The organism is Streptomyces sp. NPDC005774 (assembly GCF_042871645.1).
GTDB classification, from domain to species: domain Bacteria; phylum Actinomycetota; class Actinomycetes; order Streptomycetales; family Streptomycetaceae; genus Streptomyces; species Streptomyces pratens.
In genome coordinates, this window is the sequence record NZ_JBIAIV010000002.1 from 291,337 (window position 1) to 309,850 (window position 18,514).

The following is an 18,514-nucleotide window of genomic DNA, read 5'->3' on the forward strand; positions in this document are numbered from 1 at the left end:
TGCTTGCATACAGCACTTGGGGGGATCTTGGCTGGAGAGGAAATTTTTTTGTTCTACACAGGCGGTGGATGAGGAAATGCCAGGTCAGCGCCCCTCTTGCGGATCAATGCGGGTCTTGTTCACAGGGCTGTCCACCGGGTCGTGCACAGGTTTGGCGGACTTCTCCACAGCATTGGGCCAGTCGTCCACATGCCCTGTGGATAACCAGATTGGCTGACGGTGCAGACGGGCCTACGGTGGTCCGGCGCCCGCTCCGTTTGCCGGTTTCCAAAAAGTCATAAAACCGGCGCGCGACAACCGGAGTCGGGTGCCCTATTTGTCAGTGCCGTGTCGTAGAAAGAGGAGCACGGCGAGGTCCGCTCGGCGGACGGGAGGAGGTTGCTCGGTGAGCATTTCCGAGCCCTTGGACGACCCGTGGGCCGACAGCGGACCCAGTGATCTTCTGCCCGCCTCCCGACGCCGTGAAAACGGAGGCCGCGGCCGTGACGAACAGCACGACCGGGGCCGGGATTCCGGTGGATGGGACGGCACGGGCTCCACGTTCGAGCGGGTACCGCCGCAGGACCTCGAGGCCGAGCAGTCCGTTCTGGGAGGCATGCTGCTCTCCAAGGACGCCATCGCCGATGTAGTGGAGATCCTCAAGGGCCACGACTTCTACAAGCCGGCTCACGAAACCGTCTACACAGCCGTTCTCGACGTCTACGCGAAGGGTGAGCCGGCCGACCCCATCACGATCGCCGCGGAACTGACCAAGCGCGGTGAGATCAACAAGGTCGGCGGGGCCTCGTATCTGCACACCCTCGTCCAAACGGTGCCCACGGCGGCCAACGCGGCGTACTACGCGGAGATCGTGCACGAGCGCGCCGTGCTGCGCCGCCTGGTCGAGGCCGGTACCCGGATCACACAGATGGGGTACGCGGCCGACGACGACGTCGACGAGATCGTCAACCGGGCACAGGCCGAGATCTATGCCGTCACGGAACAGCGCACCAGTGAGGACTACCTCCCGCTCGGCGACATCATGGAAGGCGCGCTCGACGAGATCGAGGCGATCGGCTCACGCAGCGGTGAGATGACCGGTGTGCCCACGGGGTTCACGGACTTCGACTCGCTCACCAATGGGCTGCACCCGGGGCAGATGATCGTCATCGCCGCGCGTCCCGCGATGGGCAAGTCCACGCTTGCGCTGGACTTCGCCCGTGCCGCGTCCATCAAGCACAACCTGCCGAGTGTGGTCTTCTCGCTCGAGATGGGGCGCAACGAGATCGCGATGCGCCTGCTGTCCGCCGAGGCCCGGGTCGCCCTCCACCACATGCGGTCCGGCACGATGACCGACGAGGACTGGACCCGCCTGGCACGCCGGATGCCGGACGTGTCGGCGGCACCGCTCTACATCGACGACTCCCCGAACCTGTCGATGATGGAAATCCGCGCCAAGTGCCGTCGGCTGAAGCAGCGCAACGATTTGCGGCTGGTCGTCATCGACTACCTCCAGCTGATGCAGTCCGGCGGTTCCAAGCGGGCGGAGAGCCGTCAGCAGGAGGTCTCGGACATGTCCCGTAACCTCAAGCTGCTCGCCAAGGAACTGGAGTTGCCGGTCATCGCACTCTCCCAGCTCAACCGTGGTCCCGAGCAGCGCACCGACAAGAAACCGATGGTCTCCGACCTGCGTGAGTCGGGTTCCATCGAGCAGGACGCCGACATGGTCATTCTGTTGCACCGCGAGGATGCGTACGAGAAGGAGTCCCCGCGCGCGGGCGAGGCCGACCTGATCGTGGCCAAGCACCGAAACGGCCCGACGGCGACCATCACGGTCGCCTTCCAGGGCCACTACTCCCGCTTCGTGGACATGGCGCAGACCTGACCGGCCCCCTTCCTGGGGAGTAGCACCGCTGCCGGCCACGGTGTTGACTCTCCCGTATGTCCACAACTCTCGGTGTTTCCCGACCTGACCAGGCCGCCTACATGCTCCGAGCGGCAGCCGGCGCCGGCCGCGACTACAAGCGGGAGCTGATGGATCTGCTGGACGTTCAGCCGGGGCAGACGGCACTCGACGTGGGGTGCGGCCCGGGTGCGGACCTGCCGGAGCTGGCCGAACGCGTCGGTGTCAGCGGCACGGTGATCGGAGTCGACCGTGACCCGGCGATGCTCACCGAGGCCCGCCGACGTACGAGAGACCTGTCGGCGGTGGAGATCCGGGAGGGAGATGCGCACTGCCTGCCCGTCATGCCGGGGTCAGTGGACCGGGCCAAGATCGATCGAGTTCTCATGCACGTCGCCGAGCCCGTCGATGTCCTGGCACAACTCCACTCGGTCACCCGGCCGGGTGCGCTGATCGGTCTTGCCGAACCTGATTGGGACACCCTGACCGTCGACGCGGAGGATCTCGGCACAAGCCGCGCCTTCACGCGCTACACCACTTCAGAAGTGGTCCGTCATGCCACCATCGGCCGCAGCCTCGCCCGCCACGCGGAGCAAGCCGGCTTCACCGTAGAGACGGTGATCGCCACGACACCGGTCTTCCTCGACTTCCAGGACGCGGATCACACCCTGGGGCTGGGCCGTAACATGCAACAGGCCATCCAGGACGGTCACATCGACGAAGAACGTGGCCGTCGCTGGTTCACCTCTCTTTCCGAGGGAACCTTCTTCGCTTCCTTCATGCTCGTCAGCGTGGTCTGCTCCCGCTGACGAATATCCAGGACGGACGCGGCGCCGGCCGCTCCGGCGTTCCGGCCGCCGGCTTCCTACGGGCGGAGCCCTCACCTGGTGAACTGAGGGTATGTCGACACATCAGGAAGAACTGCTGGCCGGTACGCGTCGGGCGTTGCTGCACCGCATCGCCGTTGCCCAGACGGAGGAGCGTGCCCCGTCGCTCGTCGCGACCGTGGTACGGGGCGGAGAGGCCGTATGGACGGGGGCGCGGACGTCGGTGGAGGGGCATGAGCCGGACGAGGACGTGCAGTACCGCATCGGCTCCATCACCAAGACATTCACCGCCGTACTGGTTCTCCAGTTGCGCGATGAGGGGGTGATCGACCTCGGGGACCCGCTGGAGAAGTATCTGCCGGGTACGGGTGCAGGTGAGGCGACCCTCGCCGAGCTGCTCTCGCATGCCGGAGGTCTGGCGGCCGAGACGCCGGGGCCCTGGTGGGAACGCACCCCCGGCTCACTGCGGCCCGACCTGGCCGATGTCCTGGGCGAGCGGCCCCTGGTGCATCCGGTCGGCCGACGGTTCCACTACTCGAACCCCGGATACGCGCTGCTCGGCGCACTCGTGGAGAAGCTGCGCGGTGCCACGTGGGAGGAGGTACTCCGACGTGATGTGCTTGAGCCCTTGGGCCTGCGTCGGACGGGTGTGCGTCCGAAGACGCCGCATGCGGGTGGCTGGGCGGTGCATCCGTGGGCCGACGTGATGCTGCGCGAGCCGGCCGAGGATCTCGGGCGGATGGCTCCGGCGGGACAACTCTGGTCCACCACAGGTGACTTGGCACGCTTCGCGGCCTTCCTGGCCCACGGGAACGCACACGTACTGAATATCGAGTCGTTGCGGGAGATGAGGAGGCCTGCGGCGCCGGCAGAGGCAACGGACGTGGCGAGCGGCTATGCCTATGGCCTAGGGCTGGAGTTGCGTCACCGGGGCGGGCGGGCTCTCGTCGGACACACCGGATCCCTGCCGGGCTTCCTCGCCTGTCTTGCGATCGGCGTGGAGGACGACGTGGCCGCAGTGGTCCTGGCCAACTGCACTTCGGGGCCCATGCTGTTCCCGGTCGCTGCCGATCTCATCCGGATCGTCGCCGAGGCGGAACCGTGTATCCCTGCGCCCTGGCGGCCGTTGCGGGAGTTTGATTCCGCGGTGCTGGAGCTGGTGGGCCAGTGGTACTGGGGGACGCAGGGCTTCGCTCTGAGGCTGTCGGCCGACGGGCCGCTGTCGTTGGAGCCGCTGTCCGGCACGGGCCGTCGTGCCCGCTTCCGCTCGAACGGCGACGGAACCTGGACCGGACTGGAGGGTTACTACGCTGGAGAGCTCCTGAAGCCCGTACGGCGGCCGGACGGGTCGGTGAGCCATCTGGACCTGGGGTCCTTCGTGTTCAGCCGTCAGCCGTACGAGGACGGGGCTTCTGTACCGGGCGGAGTGGACCCTGAGGGATGGCAGGGGATCGGCTAGGACTCGCACACCAGACTTGCCCGGGGGTACCCAGGAGGGCTTGGGGTTACCGGGGTCCCCCCAGGGCTGTTTCACGTGAAACAGCCCTCCGTCGTCCTTACAGCGCCAGCTTGAAGCCCACGTGGGAAGCCGAGAAGCCGAGCCGCTCGTAGAACTGGTGGGCATCGGTGCGGGTGTTGTCGGAGGTCAGCTGGACCAATTGGCATCCCTGACGGCGAGACTCGCCGATGGCCCACTCGATGAGCCGGGTCCCCAGACCGCTGCCGCGCTCGTCGGCGTGGATGCGGACGCCTTCGATGATCGATCGCGTGGAGCCGCGACGGGACAGTCCGGGAACGATCGTGAGCTGGAGTGTGCCGACGACACGGTCTTTGTGGACTGCGACAACCAGGTGCTGGTTCGGGTCGGCGCTGAGCCGCTCCAGCGCGGCCAGGTACGGCCCAAGGTCGTCCGGAGACTCGCGCTGTGCCCCCAAGGGGTCGTCCGTGAGCATGCCGACGATCGCGGGGACGTCGCGGGCGGCCGCGACACGTATCTCAAGATCTTCCATGACGGCACCTTACGCAGGCGTGTGCCGACGGGGTCGGCTCATGCCGGTACGGATGCCTTCAAAGTCTCCACCGTGCGAACCAGCGGGGCCAGGTCGGGGTTCTTCGCCGCCGCGTCGAGTGCCTCGCGCAGTGCGGAGTCGTTGGTCGGCCGCGCCTTCTCGAGAAGGGCGAGGCCGGCCTGCGTGACGTTGGTGTAGATGCCGCGCCGGTCCGTGGGGCATAGGTAGCGCTCCAGCAGGCCGCGGTCCTCGAGCCGGGTGACCAGACGGGTGGTGGCGCTTTGGCTGAGCACGACCGCGTCTGCCACTTGCTTCATCTGGAGATGCCCCCCTTCGTCGTCGTGTTGCCGGCTCAACACGTCGAGCAGGGAGTACTCCCGCACGCTCAGATCGTGCTGGACCTGAAGAGCCCGCTCGATGTGGGCCTCGATTCTCCCGTGCAGCAGGGAGAGTGCGCACCAGCCCTGCGCAAGGGCGGTGAGTGCGGGGTCCGTGGCTGTCATTGGCGTTTCCCTCCGTCCAGGAGCTGCTGGAACCAGGATAGAGCAACAATGAAATAGACCGCGTTTGCAGGTAGGCCGCGTGTGCAACTATTGTCGGAGCGCGCAAAGTGATTCTGCAATCGTTTGGGAAGGGTTGTCTCCTCATGCCTCTCGCGCTTCTGGCCCTCGCGATCGGGGCCTTCGGGATCGGAACGACCGAGTTCGTGATCATGGGTTTGCTGCCCGAGGTCGCCGGCGACTTCGGCGTCTCCGTCCCCACGGCCGGTCATCTGGTGACCGGCTACGCCCTGGGCGTCATGCTCGGCGCCCCGCTGATGACCGTGCTCGGCACCAAGATCTCCCGCAAGCGGATGCTGATGCTGCTGATGGGTCTGTTCATCGCCGGGAACCTGCTCTCGGCCCTGGCCCCGGTCTTCGGCCTCATGCTGCTCGGGCGGGTAATCGCCTCGCTGGCCCACGGCGCCTTCTTCGGGATCGGCTCGGTGGTTGCAGCCGGTCTGGTCGCTCCGCACAAGAAGGCCGGAGCCATTGCCCTGATGTTCACCGGGCTGACCGTGGCCAATGTCGTCGGTGTTCCCCTGGGCACCCTTGTCGGCCAGTCGGCCGGTTGGCGCATCACGTTCGGGCTCGTCGCCGTGCTCGGTGTCATCGGACTGGCCGGCATCGCCGGGCTCGTTCCCGACCTTCCCGCGCCCGAGGGCGTACGGCTACGTCATGAACTGGCAGCCTTCAAGAACGTCCAGGTACTGCTTGCCATGGCGATGACCGTTCTTGGATTCGGCGGTGTCTTCGCGGCCATCACCTACATCGCGCCGATGATGACGCAGGTCGCCGGCTTCGCGGACGGATCCGTCACCTGGCTGCTGGTCCTCTTCGGCCTGGGCATGGTCGGGGGCAATCTCGTCGGCGGCAGGTACGCGGACCGTGCCCTGATGCCCTTGCTGTACGTGTCTCTGAGCGCTCTCGCCGTCGTCCTCGCGCTCTTCACCCTGACCGCGCATCACAAGGTCCTGGCGGCCGTCACGATCATCCTGATCGGAGGCCTGGGCTTCGCCACCGTCCCGCCTCTGCAGAAGCGTGTTCTTGACCAGGCCCACGGCGCCCCCACGCTGGCCTCGGCCGTGAACATCGGCGCCTTCAACCTCGGCAACGCCCTGTCCGCCTGGCTCGGTGGCCTGGTGATCGCGTCGGGCCTCGGCTACACCGCGCCCAACTGGGTCGGCGCCGTCCTCGCCGCGAGCGCCCTGGTGCTGGCCTTCGTCTCCGCAGCCCTCGACCGTCGTGAAAAGGCCCTCAGCGCCGTGGGCGCCGACCAGGTGCCCGCCGAGCGGGGGGCCGCGGTCCTCCACTGACCGGGGCGCCTGCGGACACGGAGGGTGCGAGGGCCACCCCCCTGCCCTCCGTGTCCACAGGCGCCCTCGCCACCACAGCCGACATCACCTTCCCCACCAACATCACTTCCTTCACGGACCTCACCGCTTCAAGCGGCATCCTCCGTACACCGAGGAGTACCCGTTCATGAACACCACCGCTGTCGCCCCACTCACCGCCGCCGAGGCCGAAGCCCTCGTCATGGCCGCGCACCGGGCCGCCGAGTCTGCCGGGGTCACCGTGAGCGTGACCGTCCTGGACGCGGGCGGACATCTGCTCGCCTTCCGGCGGGACGACCGTGCCGTGCTGATCTCCGGCGAGACCAGCACCCGCAAGGCATATACCGCTCTTCAACTGAACACGCCCACCGCAGACCTCGTCGACGCCGTACAGCCCGGAGGGATCTTCCACACCCTGCCCACCGCACTCGACCGGCCGTTGTTGTTCATCGCGGGGGGCGTGCCCGTCCAGCGTGGCGGCCGTCCGATCGGCGCGATCGGCGTCGGGGGCGGTGCACCGGAGCAGGATCACTCCTTCGCCATGGCTGCCGTGGACGCCCTCGTCCAGGGCTTGCGGCGCCCATAGCGCGTACGCCGGTTCCCGGTACATCGGGAACCGGCGTCGTCGTGTCCGGAGGCGTCAGCCTGCCGCGACCGTCACAGGGGCGAACCTTCGGGTCCAGTCGCCGGGTAGCTCCGTGATTCCGTACGTCATCACAGCGTTGAAGGCGATGGACTCCAGACCATGGCCCTTCGCCCATGCCAGCAACTCTTCGTGCCGCACGTCGATGTCGGTGCGCAACGGCCGGTCGGTGTGGGCGGCGAGCGAGGCGAGGAGCGCCGTGGCCGTGGGGATGTCGCGGGCGATCAGCGGACCCACGACGTGGGTGTCCATATTGGGCCACGCGGCGGCGTAGCCGACGATCCGGCCGTCCTCCTCGGCCACGCGCAACTGGTCGGCGAATGCGGGCAACCGGGTGACGATGTGTGTGCGGTCCGCCCCGAATACCTCCTCGTCCAGCCGGAGAAGGGTGGGCAGATCCTCGGCGGTCGCAGCTCGGGTGGACACCCCCACTACGTGTCCGCCCGCGCCCGGGACGAAGCGCCCGTGGAGCGTCTCCGCCCGGCCGGTGACCTTGAAACCGAGCTCTTCGTAGAGTGGGCGGCCGTTTGGTGTCGCGTGCAGCGTCAGTGGGGTGGCGTCCATCTCTGAGACCACGTGGCGCATCAGACGGCGTCCGACGCCCTGCCGGGCATGCCGTTCCGCGACCAGGAACATGCCGATGGCGCCGAGTGTGGGTTGTTCCTGGGGCCCGTACTCGGTGACGACGCAGGCGGAGGCCAGTCCGCCGTCGGGATCATCGATGCCGTAGCCCTTGCCGGCGGAGAGGAGGAGTCTCCACTTGTGCTCTTCACGTGGCCACCCCCGGTCCTCGGACAAGTCGGCGCAGGCCGAGAGATCGCGGAATGTCAGACGACGGATGGGCAGAGAAGCAAAGGGAGGTGTCGGCACGCAGGTCAGGCTGTCCGACGTCGACGACGGCGTCCACTTGTTTCCAAAGGTCGAGGCAGCCACTCAGCCACGTGGAGGCCCATGCAGGGCGCGGTTTCGAACACGGGATGTTTCACGTGAAACGCGCGAAACCGGCTAGGTTTTCGGGTGGGTCAGTCCAGGTCGGGGGCTTGCAGCGCGCGCACACCCTCGATGTTGCCGTCCAGATAATGCCGCAGTGACAGCGGGACGAGGTGCACGGAGGCGATGCCCACACGGGTGAACGGCACGCGGACGATCTGGTACTCCCCGGCGGGTTCGTCGACCTCTGGGCCGTGCCGCAAGGACGGGTCCATGGACTCGAGGTGGCAGACGAAGAAGTGCTGCACCTTCACACCGGTGGCGCCGCCGTCCGCACCGATGTGCTCCACCGTATCGACGAAACAGGGCACCACGTCGGTGATCTTGGCGCCGAGCTCTTCGTACACCTCTCGGTGAAGAGCGTCGACGACGGTCGAGTCCTCCGGCTCGACACCGCCGCCCGGGGTGACCCAGTAGGAATCCACACCGGGCTTGGTGCGTTTGATCAGGATCAGGTGGTCGTCGTCCAGCAGAACGGCTCGAGCGGTGCGCTTGACCACAGGTCGGACGGTCATGGAGGAAATGTGGCCCAGCTAGTTCCACGTGAAACATTGCGACACATCATCGACCGGATTTCCGGCGTGGGGCGCCCGGCGTGGACTACCCGACCAGAGGGTCAGCACCAGCCGGTGGCTGCCTGCTGCAGTGCCTCATGAGCACGTGCGACATGCGGCATGGCCAGGGCGCCGTTACGGACCACCAGGAAGTATGTACGCAACGGCGGCACCGCGGGCTCGTGCAGGGCGGTGACATCCCCCCTTTCGAGTGCGGCCGTACACAGGTACCGGGGCAGCACAGCCAGCCCGGCACCCGCGATGGTGCAGGCCAGCACCGCGCGTAGATCCGGGACGACGACAGCGCCCGCGGTGACAGGCCGGGAGTCGAAGACGGAGGCCCAGTAACGGGAGACGAGAGGGAGCGACTCGTGCACCTCGATCACCGGGATCTGTTCCAGCTCGGACACCCCGGCGGGATGGACCCTGCCGGCATCGAACCGCTCGGCCCAGCAGGGCGCGGCGACCAGGACGTGTTCTTCGTCGCAGAGCGGAGTCGCCGAGAGCGGAGCGCCGCGTGGTCGGACCGTGCTGATGGCCAGATCGTGTCGCCCGGCGGCCAGCCCTTCCAGCGTCTCCTCGGCGGTTCCGAAGGAGGCACGCAGAGCGAAGCTCTGGCCGTTCCGGGGCAGTGCGGTGAGGGCGGGCACTACCCGCTCGGACGTGAACTCCATAGGTCCGGCCAGGTGCAGCGTCCGCGAGGAGAAGTCCTCGTCGAGCCCGGTCTCGGTGATTTCCACCAGGGCGTCGAGGTGGGGCGCGGCTTTGTGGGCGAGCTCGTCCCCGATGGTCGTGGGTGTCACGCCACGGGCCTGCCGCAGGAACAGCGGTCGCCCCAGCTGTCGCTCCAGGGTCCGGATCTGGGAGGTCACGGCCGGCTGGGAGAGGCCGAGCAGGGCGGCGGCGCGGGTGAAGGAACCGGCTCGGTGCACGGTCACGAAGGTCCGTAACAAGGCCAGATCCACAGCACACCCTCCCGTTTGTCGGCCCCGCTGCCGCTCCGGCACAACTATAAATATGTCGATAGGTCGCTGTCGCTACAGTGATTGGACACTGACAATGAGTCAACTAGCCTTGGTCGCGTGGTTCTTCGCGCGCGTAGAACCGGGACGGTCCGAGCCACGAGGGGGGAGGCTCGGACCGTCCGTCCTCGGGAGCCCGGCGCCTGGCGACCCGCCCGGACGGACCGGTCAGCCGGCCGACTCGTCCAGTGCGCGCAGCACGTCCGCCACCAGATCGGCAGGGTCCTCGGCACCGACGGAGAAGCGGACGAAGCCATCCGGTACCGCGTCCCCACCCCACCGACCCCGTCGCTCGGCTGTGGACCGCACACCGCCGAAGCTCGTCGCATCGTCCACGAGCCGCAGCTCGTCGAGGAAGCGGTCCGCACGCGCGCGTGAGGGCAGCGTGAAGGACACCACACATCCGTAGCGCCGCATCTGCCGTGAGGCGATCTTGTGAGAGGGATCGTCCGGCAGCCCCGGATAGCGCAGCCCCGTCACCTCGGGCCGTTCCCGCAGTGTCTGGGCGAGCGTCAGCGCCGTGGTGTTCTGCCGGTCGACCCGCAACTGGAGTGTGGCGATCGAACGGTGCGCGAGCCAGGCCTCCATGGGGCCGGTAATGGCACCGGCGATCTTGCGCCAGCGGCGTACGGCGGCCATCGCCTCGGCGTCGCGGCCGGCGACGTATCCCAGGAGGATGTCGCCGTGTCCGGTGAGCTGCTTGGTACCGCTGGCCACGGTGAAGTCGGCACCCAGCTCCAGCGGGCGCTGGCCGAGCGGTGTCGCCAGAGTGTTGTCGACGGCGACCAGCGCACCACGTGCGTGTGCCGCCTCGGCGAGCCGCCGCACGTCGCACACGTCGAGCCCGGGGTTCGACGGAGTCTCGATCCACAGCAGTCTCGCGCCGTCGAGGAGATCGAGCTGGGCGTCGCCCCCGGTCGGTGCGGTGCGCACCTCGATGCCGTACGCCTCCAGCTGGGCGCGCACCAGGGGCAGTGCCTGGTAGCCGTCGTTCGGCAGGACAGCCACGTCCCCGGAGCGGAGCTGGGAGAAGAGCACCGAGGAAATCGCGGCCATGCCCGAGGGGAACACCAGGGTTTCGACACCGTCCTGCTCCGGCGCCTCCAGCTCTCCGATGGCCCGCTCCAGCAGCGTCCAGGTCGGGTTCTCGTCCCTGCCATAGGTGTAGGGACCGGTGGGGTCGCCGGGCAGGTGGAAGTGGGCGGCGAAGACGGGGCCGGGCAGGGTCGGTTCGTGCTTGGCCGGCTCGGGCAGCCCGGCCCGCACCGCGCGCGTGCCCTCACCCGGAGACGCTCCCCCCGCGCCCGCCCCGTAGCCGCCGGTCATCCTCGAATCGCTCATGTCGCCCGTCCTTCCGCCTGCTCACGTACCGAGGAGAGCAGCCCGGCACTCGCCGCTTCCACCATCTCAAGACATGCGTGGAAGCCGTCCGCCTCCCCGTAGTAAGGGTCCGGTACGTCCAGATCGTCGCCCGCTTCGGGGTCGTACGAGCGCAACAGGCGTACCTTGCCTGCGTCCCGCGGGGTGGGGGCCAGACGGCCCAGGGTTCTGAGGTGACCCGTGTCGAGGGCGATGACCAGATCGAGGCGGGCGAACCAGGAGGGGTCGAACCGCCGGGCGGTGTGGTCTGCGGCGTAGCCGCTCTCCTCAAGGACGGCCACCGTGCGTGCGTCGGCGCCGTCGCCCTCGTGCCAGCCGTCGGTACCGGCGCTGTCGGCCTCTACCACGCCGTCGAGGCCGGCCTCCGCGACGCGCGCGCGGAAGACGGACTCGGCCATCGGGGAGCGGCAGATGTTGCCGGTGCAGACGAAGCAGACGCGGTAGACCATGGTGCTCAGTCTCCGTCGGGCAGGACGACGTTGAGGGCCCAGGAGACGACCGAGATGACCAGACCGCCCAGCACTGCCGTCCAGAAGCCCTCTACATGGAAACTCAGGTCGAACACGTCGGCGAGCCAGGAGGTGAGCAGCAGCATCAGAGCGTTCACCACCAGCGTGAACAGCCCGAGAGTCAGGATGAGCAGCGGGAGGCTGAGGAGCTGCACGAGTGGCTTGACCAGGAAGTTCACCACGCCGAAGATCAACGCGACGAGTATGAGGGTACCGATCTCCTTACCCGTGTTGTCGCCGGTCAGGGTGATCTTGTCGATCAGCCACACCGCGACCGCGAGGGCTGCGGCGTTGGCGATCGTCTTGACTACGAAATTCTTCATGTGTCTGATCGTGGCAGACAGGACCGGACGTGAGCAGTGAGGCAGGGGCGGACAAGGCTATGAAGGCATTCCGGCTGGACGAACTGGAGACCGAACGCGCCGCCAACGAGGGTGCTTACCTCCAGTTCCTGCGGGAGCGGAACATGTCGGTCGGCCTGTACGCCCTGGACGCGGGCGAGCAGGATCCACAGCAGCCGCACGGCCAGGACGAGGTGTACTTCGTCGTCAGTGGCAGGGCGTCGATCACCGTCGGAATGGAGACCACGCAGGTGGCCCGCGGCAGCATTGTGTACGTGCCGGCCGGGGTCGCGCACAAGTTCCACCACATCAGTGAGGACCTGAGGGTCCTGGTGGTTTTCTCTCCCCCCGAGAGCTGAGCAGCGGTCTCCGGGTTCCCTAGGGGACCGCTCAGGGGAGGACAAGGGATCAGAGGCCCCCAGCAGGGCTCCTGCCGCCCTAGCATCGAGTGCAGGACATCATTCACGCGACCCGGTACGAGACGGGCGGAGCAGGTAAGGACGAAGGCGATGCGAGAGATCTTCATGGGACTGCCGTGGTGGGTGAAGTGGATCGCGGTGCCGGTCATCGCTCTGGTCGTGTTCGGCGGCCTGATAGCCAGCGTGGTCGGATTCGTGATCGGGCTGCTCTTCAAGGTATTGGTCTTCGTCGCCCTGGTCGGCGGACTCATCTACGTCGTAAGGAAGTTCACGTCGAGTTCGACGTCGCGTGGCGACTGGTGAGCCTCACGGGGAGCCGGTGAAGCGGTAACAGCCGGCGCCGGTTCCCTCGGGTGGGGGAAGTTTCCCGGACGGACCGTCTGTCCGCGGTGACAGACGGTTAGAGTCCGGAAGGCCATGCGGGGACGATCCCCGCGAGCGGCGTACACCCCCACCCGTGTTCCCCCGCACGGGCTGCCCCCTCGCTCCGGGAGTGACCCTTGGCCACGGCTGCCACCGTCCCCGCACATCTGTCCGCCGTCCCCTGCCAGCCCCATGCGCGCGCAGCGTCCGAGCCGGCGCCCACCACGACCCTCATCGGCTCGGTGCAGCGCGCGATGCGTCTACTGGAGTCCGTCGCGGGACACGAGTCCGGTGCCCCGGCCAAACAGTTGGCCCGTGAGACCGGGCTGGCGCTTCCCACGGCCTACCACCTGCTGCGCACCCTTGTGCATGAGGGCTATTTGCGCCGAGACAAGGGGCTGTTCTTCCTCGGCGACGCGGCCGAGCGGCTGACCAGCAATGGAGCCCCGCAGAAACGTCGCAGCACGGTCGTTGCCGCGCTCGCGCGCTGGCGTGACACGATCGGGGCCCCCGTGTACTACGCGGTGTACCGCGAGGGCGAGATCGAGCTGGTGTGCGTCTCCGACACTCCAGGCAATCCCGCGGTCCAGGAGTGGGCCGACTTCCGGGCGACCGGCCACGCGCACGCCATCGGGCAGTGCCTGCTGTCCCAGCTCGACGAGGTCGCGCGCCGGGACCACCTCGACCGTTACCCGGTGCAGCCCGTCACGCCGTACACGGTGCGCGACGGGCACAGCCTGCTCCGGCGCCTGGAGCGGACGCGTCGCCTGGAGCCGGTGTTCGCGCGTCAGGAGTACGCGCTGGGGACGGTGTGCGCGGCCGTCCCGATCACGGCCGGTGCCACGGCCGCGACGATCGCCGTCTCCCTACCGGTCCATCAGGTCCACCGGCTGCACCCTGCCGCCCAGCAGTTGCAGACGGAAGTGGGTCGCCTGCTGGGGCCTTTGGCACTCTCTATCAGTATCTGAAAAATCACTCCTTGTAATTCATTGTGTACGTTGAGCAAGATTCATCCAGTGTCAGGGGTCCATTCCAGGCCGGTCCGTAGCGAATGACGGGGTAGGCGATGCGCGAGTCCGTGCAGGCAGAGGTCATGATGAGTTTTCTTGTGTCGGAGGAGTTGTCCTTCCGTATCCCGGTGGAGCTCCGCTACGACACCTGTGATCCCTACGCCGTACGGCTGACCTTCCATCTTCCCGGTGACGCGCCGGTGACCTGGGCGTTCGGTCGGGAATTGCTGATCGACGGCGTGGGCAGGCCGTGCGGTGAGGGCGACGTACGTGTTTCACCGGTCGACCCCGATGCCCTGGGTGAGGTGCTGATCCGGCTTCAGGTCGGAGGCGACCACGCGCTGTTCCGTTCGTCGACGGCGCCGCTCGTGGCCTTTCTCGACCGCACCGACAAGCTGGTGCCGCTGGGTCAGGAGGGAGCGCTAGCCGACTTCGACGCCCATCTCGACGATGCGTTGGACCGCATCCTGGCGGAGCAGAGCGCCGGGTGAAGCGTTCCGACCCCGGACGGCTTGTGGCGGAACCCTTCACCGTGTTCCGCCCGACCGTGCAGGAATGCTTCCGCGGTGGTGACCGAGCGGCTCCGGTGCCGGTATGACCAGCAATTGGTAATCGGTGGCCGACGGTCGACCACCGGAGTACGGGTTGCCGGGTGAGCGGCCGCGGACGGTCAGAAGACGGCGCGGCGCGCGGTCCGGCGCCGGTGGGGTCAGCGCTTCCGGCGCCTGCCCCGCCCACCGCGTGCCGGAGCCGACCGGCCGCCTTCCTCGGCCGCTCCCTGCGTGGTCGGGCGGTCGGCCGAGACCACCAGGGCAGCCAGCACCGTGGTGACCGGAACTGAGGCGACCAGGCCGATCGAGCCGATCAGCGTACGCACGATCTCCTCCGCCACCAGCTCACTGTTGGTGACCGTCCCCACGCTGCTCTGCGCGATGGAGAACAGCAGCAGCAAGGGCAGCGCGGCGCCCGCGTAGGCGAGGACCAGGGTGTTGACGACGGACGCGATGTGGTCGCGGCCGATGCGGATACCCGCGCGATACAGCCCGCGCCAGCCCAGCGACGGGTTGGCCTCGTGCAATTCCCATACGGCCGATGTCTGTGTGACCGTCACGTCGTCGAGTACACCGAGCGACCCGATGATGACCCCGGCCAGCAGCAGACCGCTCATGTCGATATCCGGGTAAAGTCCGTGGATCAGACCGGTGTTGTCGTCGGTGTCGCCGGTCAGCGCCGCCCAGCTGATGAAGACCGAACCCAGAAAGCCGATCAGCAGCAACGAGATCAGGGTGCCGAGCACAGCCACAGAGGTGCGCGCCGACAGCCCGTGACAGAGATACAGGGCTTGCAGCATGATGGCGCTCGCCCCCACCACCGCCACGACCAGGGGGTTCGAACCCTGCAGGATCGCGGGCAGGATGAAGAAGTTCAGCACCAGGAAGCTGACCGCCAGCGCGACCAGTGCCATCACACCGCGCAGCCGTCCGACAGCGACGACGGCGACCGCGAAAATGCCGGCGAGCAGGGCCAGCGGTACGCGCCGGTTCACATCCGCCACCGAGTACTGGAGGTCCTTCGGTGCGGAGGGCTCGTAGGCGACCACGACCCCCTGACCCTCGCTCAGCTGACGTGACTGGTCCGGCTGCACGATCTCGGTGAAGGTGCGGCCCGCATCGTCGCCGGTGTCGACCCGGATGGTCGCTTTCTTGCACGTGCCGTCCGCCTGCTGCTGAGCGGAGGACCCCTCGGCCGTCGAGATGTCGCCGGTCGGGACGCCTCCGGATGCGTTGACGGACGAACAGCTCACCTCGGCCACCTTGGTGACCGTGGCCTGCTGAGTCTGCCGGTCGAAACCGACACCGGTCCGCTCGTGGCCGGGTGTGCCACCCGGCCACAGCACTGCGAGGCCGATCAGCACCGCCGCACCGAACGGGATGAGGACCGCCGCGATGACCTTGCGCAGGTGCTTCGAGACGGGAGCGGCCGGGCCGTGGCTGTGACTGTGCCCATGCCCGCCGGCGGGGCCCTGGCCATGCTCGTGCCCACCGTCGCCCGGAGACGGACCGCCGTGCCCGCCAACCGAGTTCGGTCCGCCGCCGGAGTTCGGGCCGCGGCCGCCGGCGCCGGGGTCCGGGCTGTGGTCATGACCCGGACCGTGAGCCTGGCCGCGGGCTCGACCCTGCCCTTGCCCTCCTTGCCCTCCTTGCCCCTGCCCCTGCCTGTGGCCCGGGCCCGGGCGGCTCGCGCCGGGCCCGGGGGCCCGACCGGAAGGTTCGAAACCCGGGCCCACGGGCCCCGGGCCGGCGGGCCCGTCGGGGCTTCTGGGGCCAGGGTTTCCAGGGCCGGGCAGGTGGTTCTGTGCCGCCGGTACCTCGCCGGGGCGGTGTCCATGCCCGAACCAGTCTTCGGAGCCGGGGCTGTCTCCCTGAACGTCCCCATGGCCCAGGCCGGTGCCGGCTGCGGGTCCTCTGCCACGGCCGCCGCCGATTCGGCCGCCGGAGCCACGGGATGGTTCGGGCGGTGGGTACGGGGGAGGTTGCGTCGAGGTCACCGCCTGATCATCGCAAGAACAACGAGGGCCCTCTGTTCACCGCGCCAGGATTCCCGCTAGCGTGGAGGTACCTTTTTTGTACACGCGGGAGCTCGGAGCACCGGGCTGAGAGGGCGCTGACCTCCGTCCCAGCGACGTTCCACATGAAACATCACATGTCCGAGTGATGTTTCACACGGAACGTCGGCAGACGGAAACTGCTGCGTCGACCGCTGAACCTGTTACCGGGTAATGCCGGCGTAGGGAGTAGGTCTCATGACCAACAAGGACGCACGCACGCCTGCCTCCACCCAGAAACCGACGGAAGCGTCGGTGGGGGAGGAGGCCGGGAAGTCCATCGGCTGGCACAAGGCGTACGTCGAGGGCACACGCCCCGGCCTGCGGGTGCCGGTCCGTCAGGTACACCTCACCAACGGGCAGTCGGTCACGCTGTACGACACATCGGGCCCGTACACCGACCCCCTGGTCGACACCGATGTGCGCAGAGGGCTGGCGCCGGTGCGGGAGAACTGGATCACCGCGCGCGGTGACACCGAGGAGTACGCGGGCCGTCCGGTCCGCCCCGAGGACGACGGGATCAGGCACACCTCGCCGCGCGGTGGACTGCGCAATCTCGACGCGGTGTTCCCGGGCCGGCCCCGTCAGCCGCGCCGGGGCCGCGCGGGTGGGGTGAGCGGGGCGGTCACGCAGCTGGCGTACGCGCGCCGCGGTGAGATCACGCCCGAGATGGAGTACGTGGCCATCCGGGAGAACGTATCGCCGGAGGTCGTGCGTGAGGAGATCGCGGCAGGCCGCGCGGTGCTGCCCGCCAACGTCAACCACCCGGAGACCGAGCCGATGATCATCGGCAAGCGGTTCCTGGTGAAGGTCAACGCCAACATCGGTAACTCCGCGGTGACCTCCTCCATCGAGGAGGAGGTGGAGAAGATGACCTGGGCGACCCACTGGGGCGCCGACACGGTCATGGACCTGTCCACCGGTCGCAACATCCACACCACCCGGGAGTGGGTGCTGCGCAACTCCCCCGTCCCCATCGGCACCGTGCCGCTCTACCAGGCGCTGGAGAAGGTCGACGGCAGGGCCGAGGAGCTGACCTGGGAGATCTACAAGGACACCGTCGTCGAGCAGGCCGAACAGGGCGTGGACTACATGACGGTCCATGCGGGGGTACGGCTGGCGTACGTGCCGCTCACCGCCCACCGCAAGACGGGCATCGTCTCGCGCGGCGGCTCGATCATGGCGGCGTGGTGCCTGGCGCACCACAAGGAGTCGTTCCTGTACGAGAACTTCGAGGAACTCTGCGAGATCCTCGCGGCGTACGACGTCACGTACTCGCTCGGCGACGGTCTCCGGCCGGGCTCGATCGCCGACGCCAATGACGAGGCGCAGTTCGCGGAACTGCGCACGCTCGGGGAACTCAACCGGATCGCCAGGCGTTTGAATGTGCAGACCATGATCGAGGGCCCGGGGCATGTCCCGATGCACAAGATCAAGGAGAACATCGACCTTCAGCAGGAGATCTGCGATGAAGCCCCGTTCTATACGCTCGGCCCGCTGACGACGGACGTCGCGCCCGCGTACGACCACATCACTTCCGGTATCGGCGCGGCGATGATCGCATGGTGGGGCACGGCCATGCTCTGCTATGTCACGCCCAAGGAGCACCTGGGCCTGCCGGATCGCGACGACGTCAAGACCGGTGTCATCACCTACAAGATCGCCGCCCATGCCGCCGACGTCGCCAAGGGGCATCCGGGGGCGCAGGAGTGGGATGACGCCCTGTCCGACGCGCGCTTCGAGTTCCGGTGGGAAGACCAGTTCAACCTGGCTCTCGACCCGGACATGGCAAGGGAGTTCCACGACGAGACGCTTCCGGCGGAGCCCGCGAAGACGGCGCACTTCTGCTCGATGTGCGGGCCGAAGTTCTGTTCCATGAGGATCAGCCGGAGCATCACGGAGCGGTTCGGCGAGACTTCGGAGGAGGGTGCGTCGGCCGAGGAGATCGCCGAGGGGATGCTGCGGAAGTCGAAGGAGTTCGCCGAGGCGGGCAACCGTGTGTACCTGCCGTTGACGGACTGAACGAACAAGCGGACCGAATGGACAAAGGGGCGGGCCGTTCGGGCCCGCCCTCTCGCTCCTCGGGA

19 protein-coding genes and 1 riboswitch are annotated in these 18,514 nt (G+C 67.8%); of the genes, 10 read left to right on the forward strand and 9 right to left on the reverse strand.

Translation table 11 applies throughout. From position 1 onward, the window contains the following. Positions 1-385 precede the first annotated feature (385 nt). The 3 genes from dnaB to ACFYQA_RS03545 all read left to right on the forward strand — a co-directional run bounded on the left by dnaB (position 386) and on the right by ACFYQA_RS03545 (position 4,168). Positions 386-1,864: a replicative DNA helicase gene (gene dnaB, locus ACFYQA_RS03535; protein WP_388910918.1), complete on the forward strand. Its 1,479-nt coding sequence runs from the start codon at positions 386-388 to the stop codon at positions 1,862-1,864. 101 nt (positions 1,865-1,965) lie between these two features. Next, positions 1,966-2,691 carry a methyltransferase domain-containing protein gene (locus tag ACFYQA_RS03540; protein WP_388910921.1) on the forward strand — a complete coding sequence of 242 codons (726 nt, stop codon included), beginning with the start codon at positions 1,966-1,968 and terminating at the stop codon, positions 2,689-2,691. 91 nt (positions 2,692-2,782) lie between these two features. Next, positions 2,783-4,168 (forward strand): serine hydrolase domain-containing protein, encoded by a 1,386-nt coding sequence (locus ACFYQA_RS03545; protein WP_388910923.1) that lies wholly within the window; start codon positions 2,783-2,785, stop codon positions 4,166-4,168. A gap of 97 nt (positions 4,169-4,265) precedes the next feature. Here the strand turns inward: ACFYQA_RS03545 and ACFYQA_RS03550 are convergent, their stop codons facing one another. Together ACFYQA_RS03550 and ACFYQA_RS03555 are read right to left on the reverse strand one after the other, a co-directional pair. Beyond that, on the reverse strand, positions 4,266-4,718 hold the full coding sequence (locus ACFYQA_RS03550; protein ID WP_388910926.1) for a GNAT family N-acetyltransferase: 453 nt from the start codon (positions 4,716-4,718) through the stop codon (positions 4,266-4,268). 38 nt (positions 4,719-4,756) lie between these two features. Continuing rightward, positions 4,757-5,221 carry a MarR family winged helix-turn-helix transcriptional regulator gene (locus ACFYQA_RS03555; RefSeq protein WP_388910929.1) on the reverse strand — a complete coding sequence of 155 codons (465 nt, stop codon included), beginning with the start codon at positions 5,219-5,221 and terminating at the stop codon, positions 4,757-4,759. A gap of 143 nt (positions 5,222-5,364) precedes the next feature. Here ACFYQA_RS03555 and ACFYQA_RS03560 point away from each other — a divergent pair, with 143 nt between their 5' ends. Then, entirely contained in the window at positions 5,365-6,573 is a 1,209-nt protein-coding gene (locus ACFYQA_RS03560; protein WP_386394086.1) for an MFS transporter, read from the forward strand. Positions 6,574-6,739: 166 nt separating this feature from the next. Next, a complete protein-coding gene (locus ACFYQA_RS03565; RefSeq protein ID WP_388910932.1) occupies positions 6,740-7,177 on the forward strand; it encodes a heme-binding protein in 438 nt (145 codons plus the stop codon). Between the two features lie 54 nt (positions 7,178-7,231). Here the strand turns inward: ACFYQA_RS03565 and ACFYQA_RS03570 are convergent, their stop codons facing one another. The 6 genes from ACFYQA_RS03570 to ACFYQA_RS03595 form a co-directional block, all read right to left on the reverse strand. Next, on the reverse strand, positions 7,232-8,104 hold the full coding sequence (locus ACFYQA_RS03570) for a GNAT family N-acetyltransferase (RefSeq protein WP_388910935.1): 873 nt from the start codon (positions 8,102-8,104) through the stop codon (positions 7,232-7,234). 152 nt (positions 8,105-8,256) lie between these two features. Further along, positions 8,257-8,739, reverse strand: coding sequence for an NUDIX hydrolase (locus tag ACFYQA_RS03575; protein WP_332429355.1), 483 nt, complete (start codon positions 8,737-8,739; stop codon positions 8,257-8,259). 101 nt (positions 8,740-8,840) lie between these two features. Continuing rightward, positions 8,841-9,743 carry a LysR family transcriptional regulator gene (locus ACFYQA_RS03580; protein ID WP_388910938.1) on the reverse strand — a complete coding sequence of 301 codons (903 nt, stop codon included), beginning with the start codon at positions 9,741-9,743 and terminating at the stop codon, positions 8,841-8,843. Positions 9,744-9,968: 225 nt separating this feature from the next. After that, the gene (locus ACFYQA_RS03585; protein ID WP_388910941.1) at positions 9,969-11,141 is read right to left on the reverse strand and encodes a cystathionine gamma-lyase; all 1,173 of its coding nucleotides are present in this window, start codon (positions 11,139-11,141) and stop codon (positions 9,969-9,971) included. Continuing rightward, the gene (locus ACFYQA_RS03590; RefSeq protein WP_388910944.1) at positions 11,138-11,629 is read right to left on the reverse strand and encodes a low molecular weight protein-tyrosine-phosphatase; all 492 of its coding nucleotides are present in this window, start codon (positions 11,627-11,629) and stop codon (positions 11,138-11,140) included. Before ACFYQA_RS03590 ends, ACFYQA_RS03585 begins: the two co-directional genes overlap by 4 nt. Before the next feature lie 5 nt (positions 11,630-11,634). After that, positions 11,635-12,012 carry a phage holin family protein gene (locus tag ACFYQA_RS03595; RefSeq protein WP_386394104.1) on the reverse strand — a complete coding sequence of 126 codons (378 nt, stop codon included), beginning with the start codon at positions 12,010-12,012 and terminating at the stop codon, positions 11,635-11,637. Between the two features lie 59 nt (positions 12,013-12,071). Here ACFYQA_RS03595 and ACFYQA_RS03600 point away from each other — a divergent pair, with 59 nt between their 5' ends. From ACFYQA_RS03600 to ACFYQA_RS03615, 4 genes are all read left to right on the forward strand, one after another. Continuing rightward, positions 12,072-12,389, forward strand: a complete 318-nt coding sequence (locus ACFYQA_RS03600; RefSeq protein WP_386399784.1) for a cupin domain-containing protein — start codon at positions 12,072-12,074, stop codon at positions 12,387-12,389. Between the two features lie 150 nt (positions 12,390-12,539). After that, a complete protein-coding gene (locus tag ACFYQA_RS03605) occupies positions 12,540-12,752 on the forward strand; it encodes a DUF5326 family protein (protein WP_042163258.1) in 213 nt (70 codons plus the stop codon). 302 nt (positions 12,753-13,054) lie between these two features. Further along, positions 13,055-13,780: an IclR family transcriptional regulator C-terminal domain-containing protein gene (locus tag ACFYQA_RS03610; RefSeq protein ID WP_388911110.1), complete on the forward strand. Its 726-nt coding sequence runs from the start codon at positions 13,055-13,057 to the stop codon at positions 13,778-13,780. Positions 13,781-13,878: 98 nt separating this feature from the next. Then, on the forward strand, positions 13,879-14,313 hold the full coding sequence (locus ACFYQA_RS03615) for an SsgA family sporulation/cell division regulator (protein ID WP_042163260.1): 435 nt from the start codon (positions 13,879-13,881) through the stop codon (positions 14,311-14,313). Between the two features lie 218 nt (positions 14,314-14,531). On the opposite strand, the gene ACFYQA_RS03620 is transcribed toward ACFYQA_RS03615, so the two are convergent. Continuing rightward, positions 14,532-16,109 carry a YibE/F family protein gene (locus ACFYQA_RS03620; protein ID WP_388910948.1) on the reverse strand — a complete coding sequence of 526 codons (1,578 nt, stop codon included), beginning with the start codon at positions 16,107-16,109 and terminating at the stop codon, positions 14,532-14,534. Between the two features lie 335 nt (positions 16,110-16,444). After that, positions 16,445-16,633, forward strand: a riboswitch (TPP riboswitch). Here ACFYQA_RS03620 and thiC point away from each other — a divergent pair. Beyond that, the gene (thiC, locus tag ACFYQA_RS03625) at positions 16,626-18,449 is read left to right on the forward strand and encodes a phosphomethylpyrimidine synthase ThiC (RefSeq protein ID WP_388910950.1); all 1,824 of its coding nucleotides are present in this window, start codon (positions 16,626-16,628) and stop codon (positions 18,447-18,449) included. Its footprint overlaps the riboswitch before it by 8 nt. Positions 18,450-18,514 lie beyond the last annotated feature (65 nt).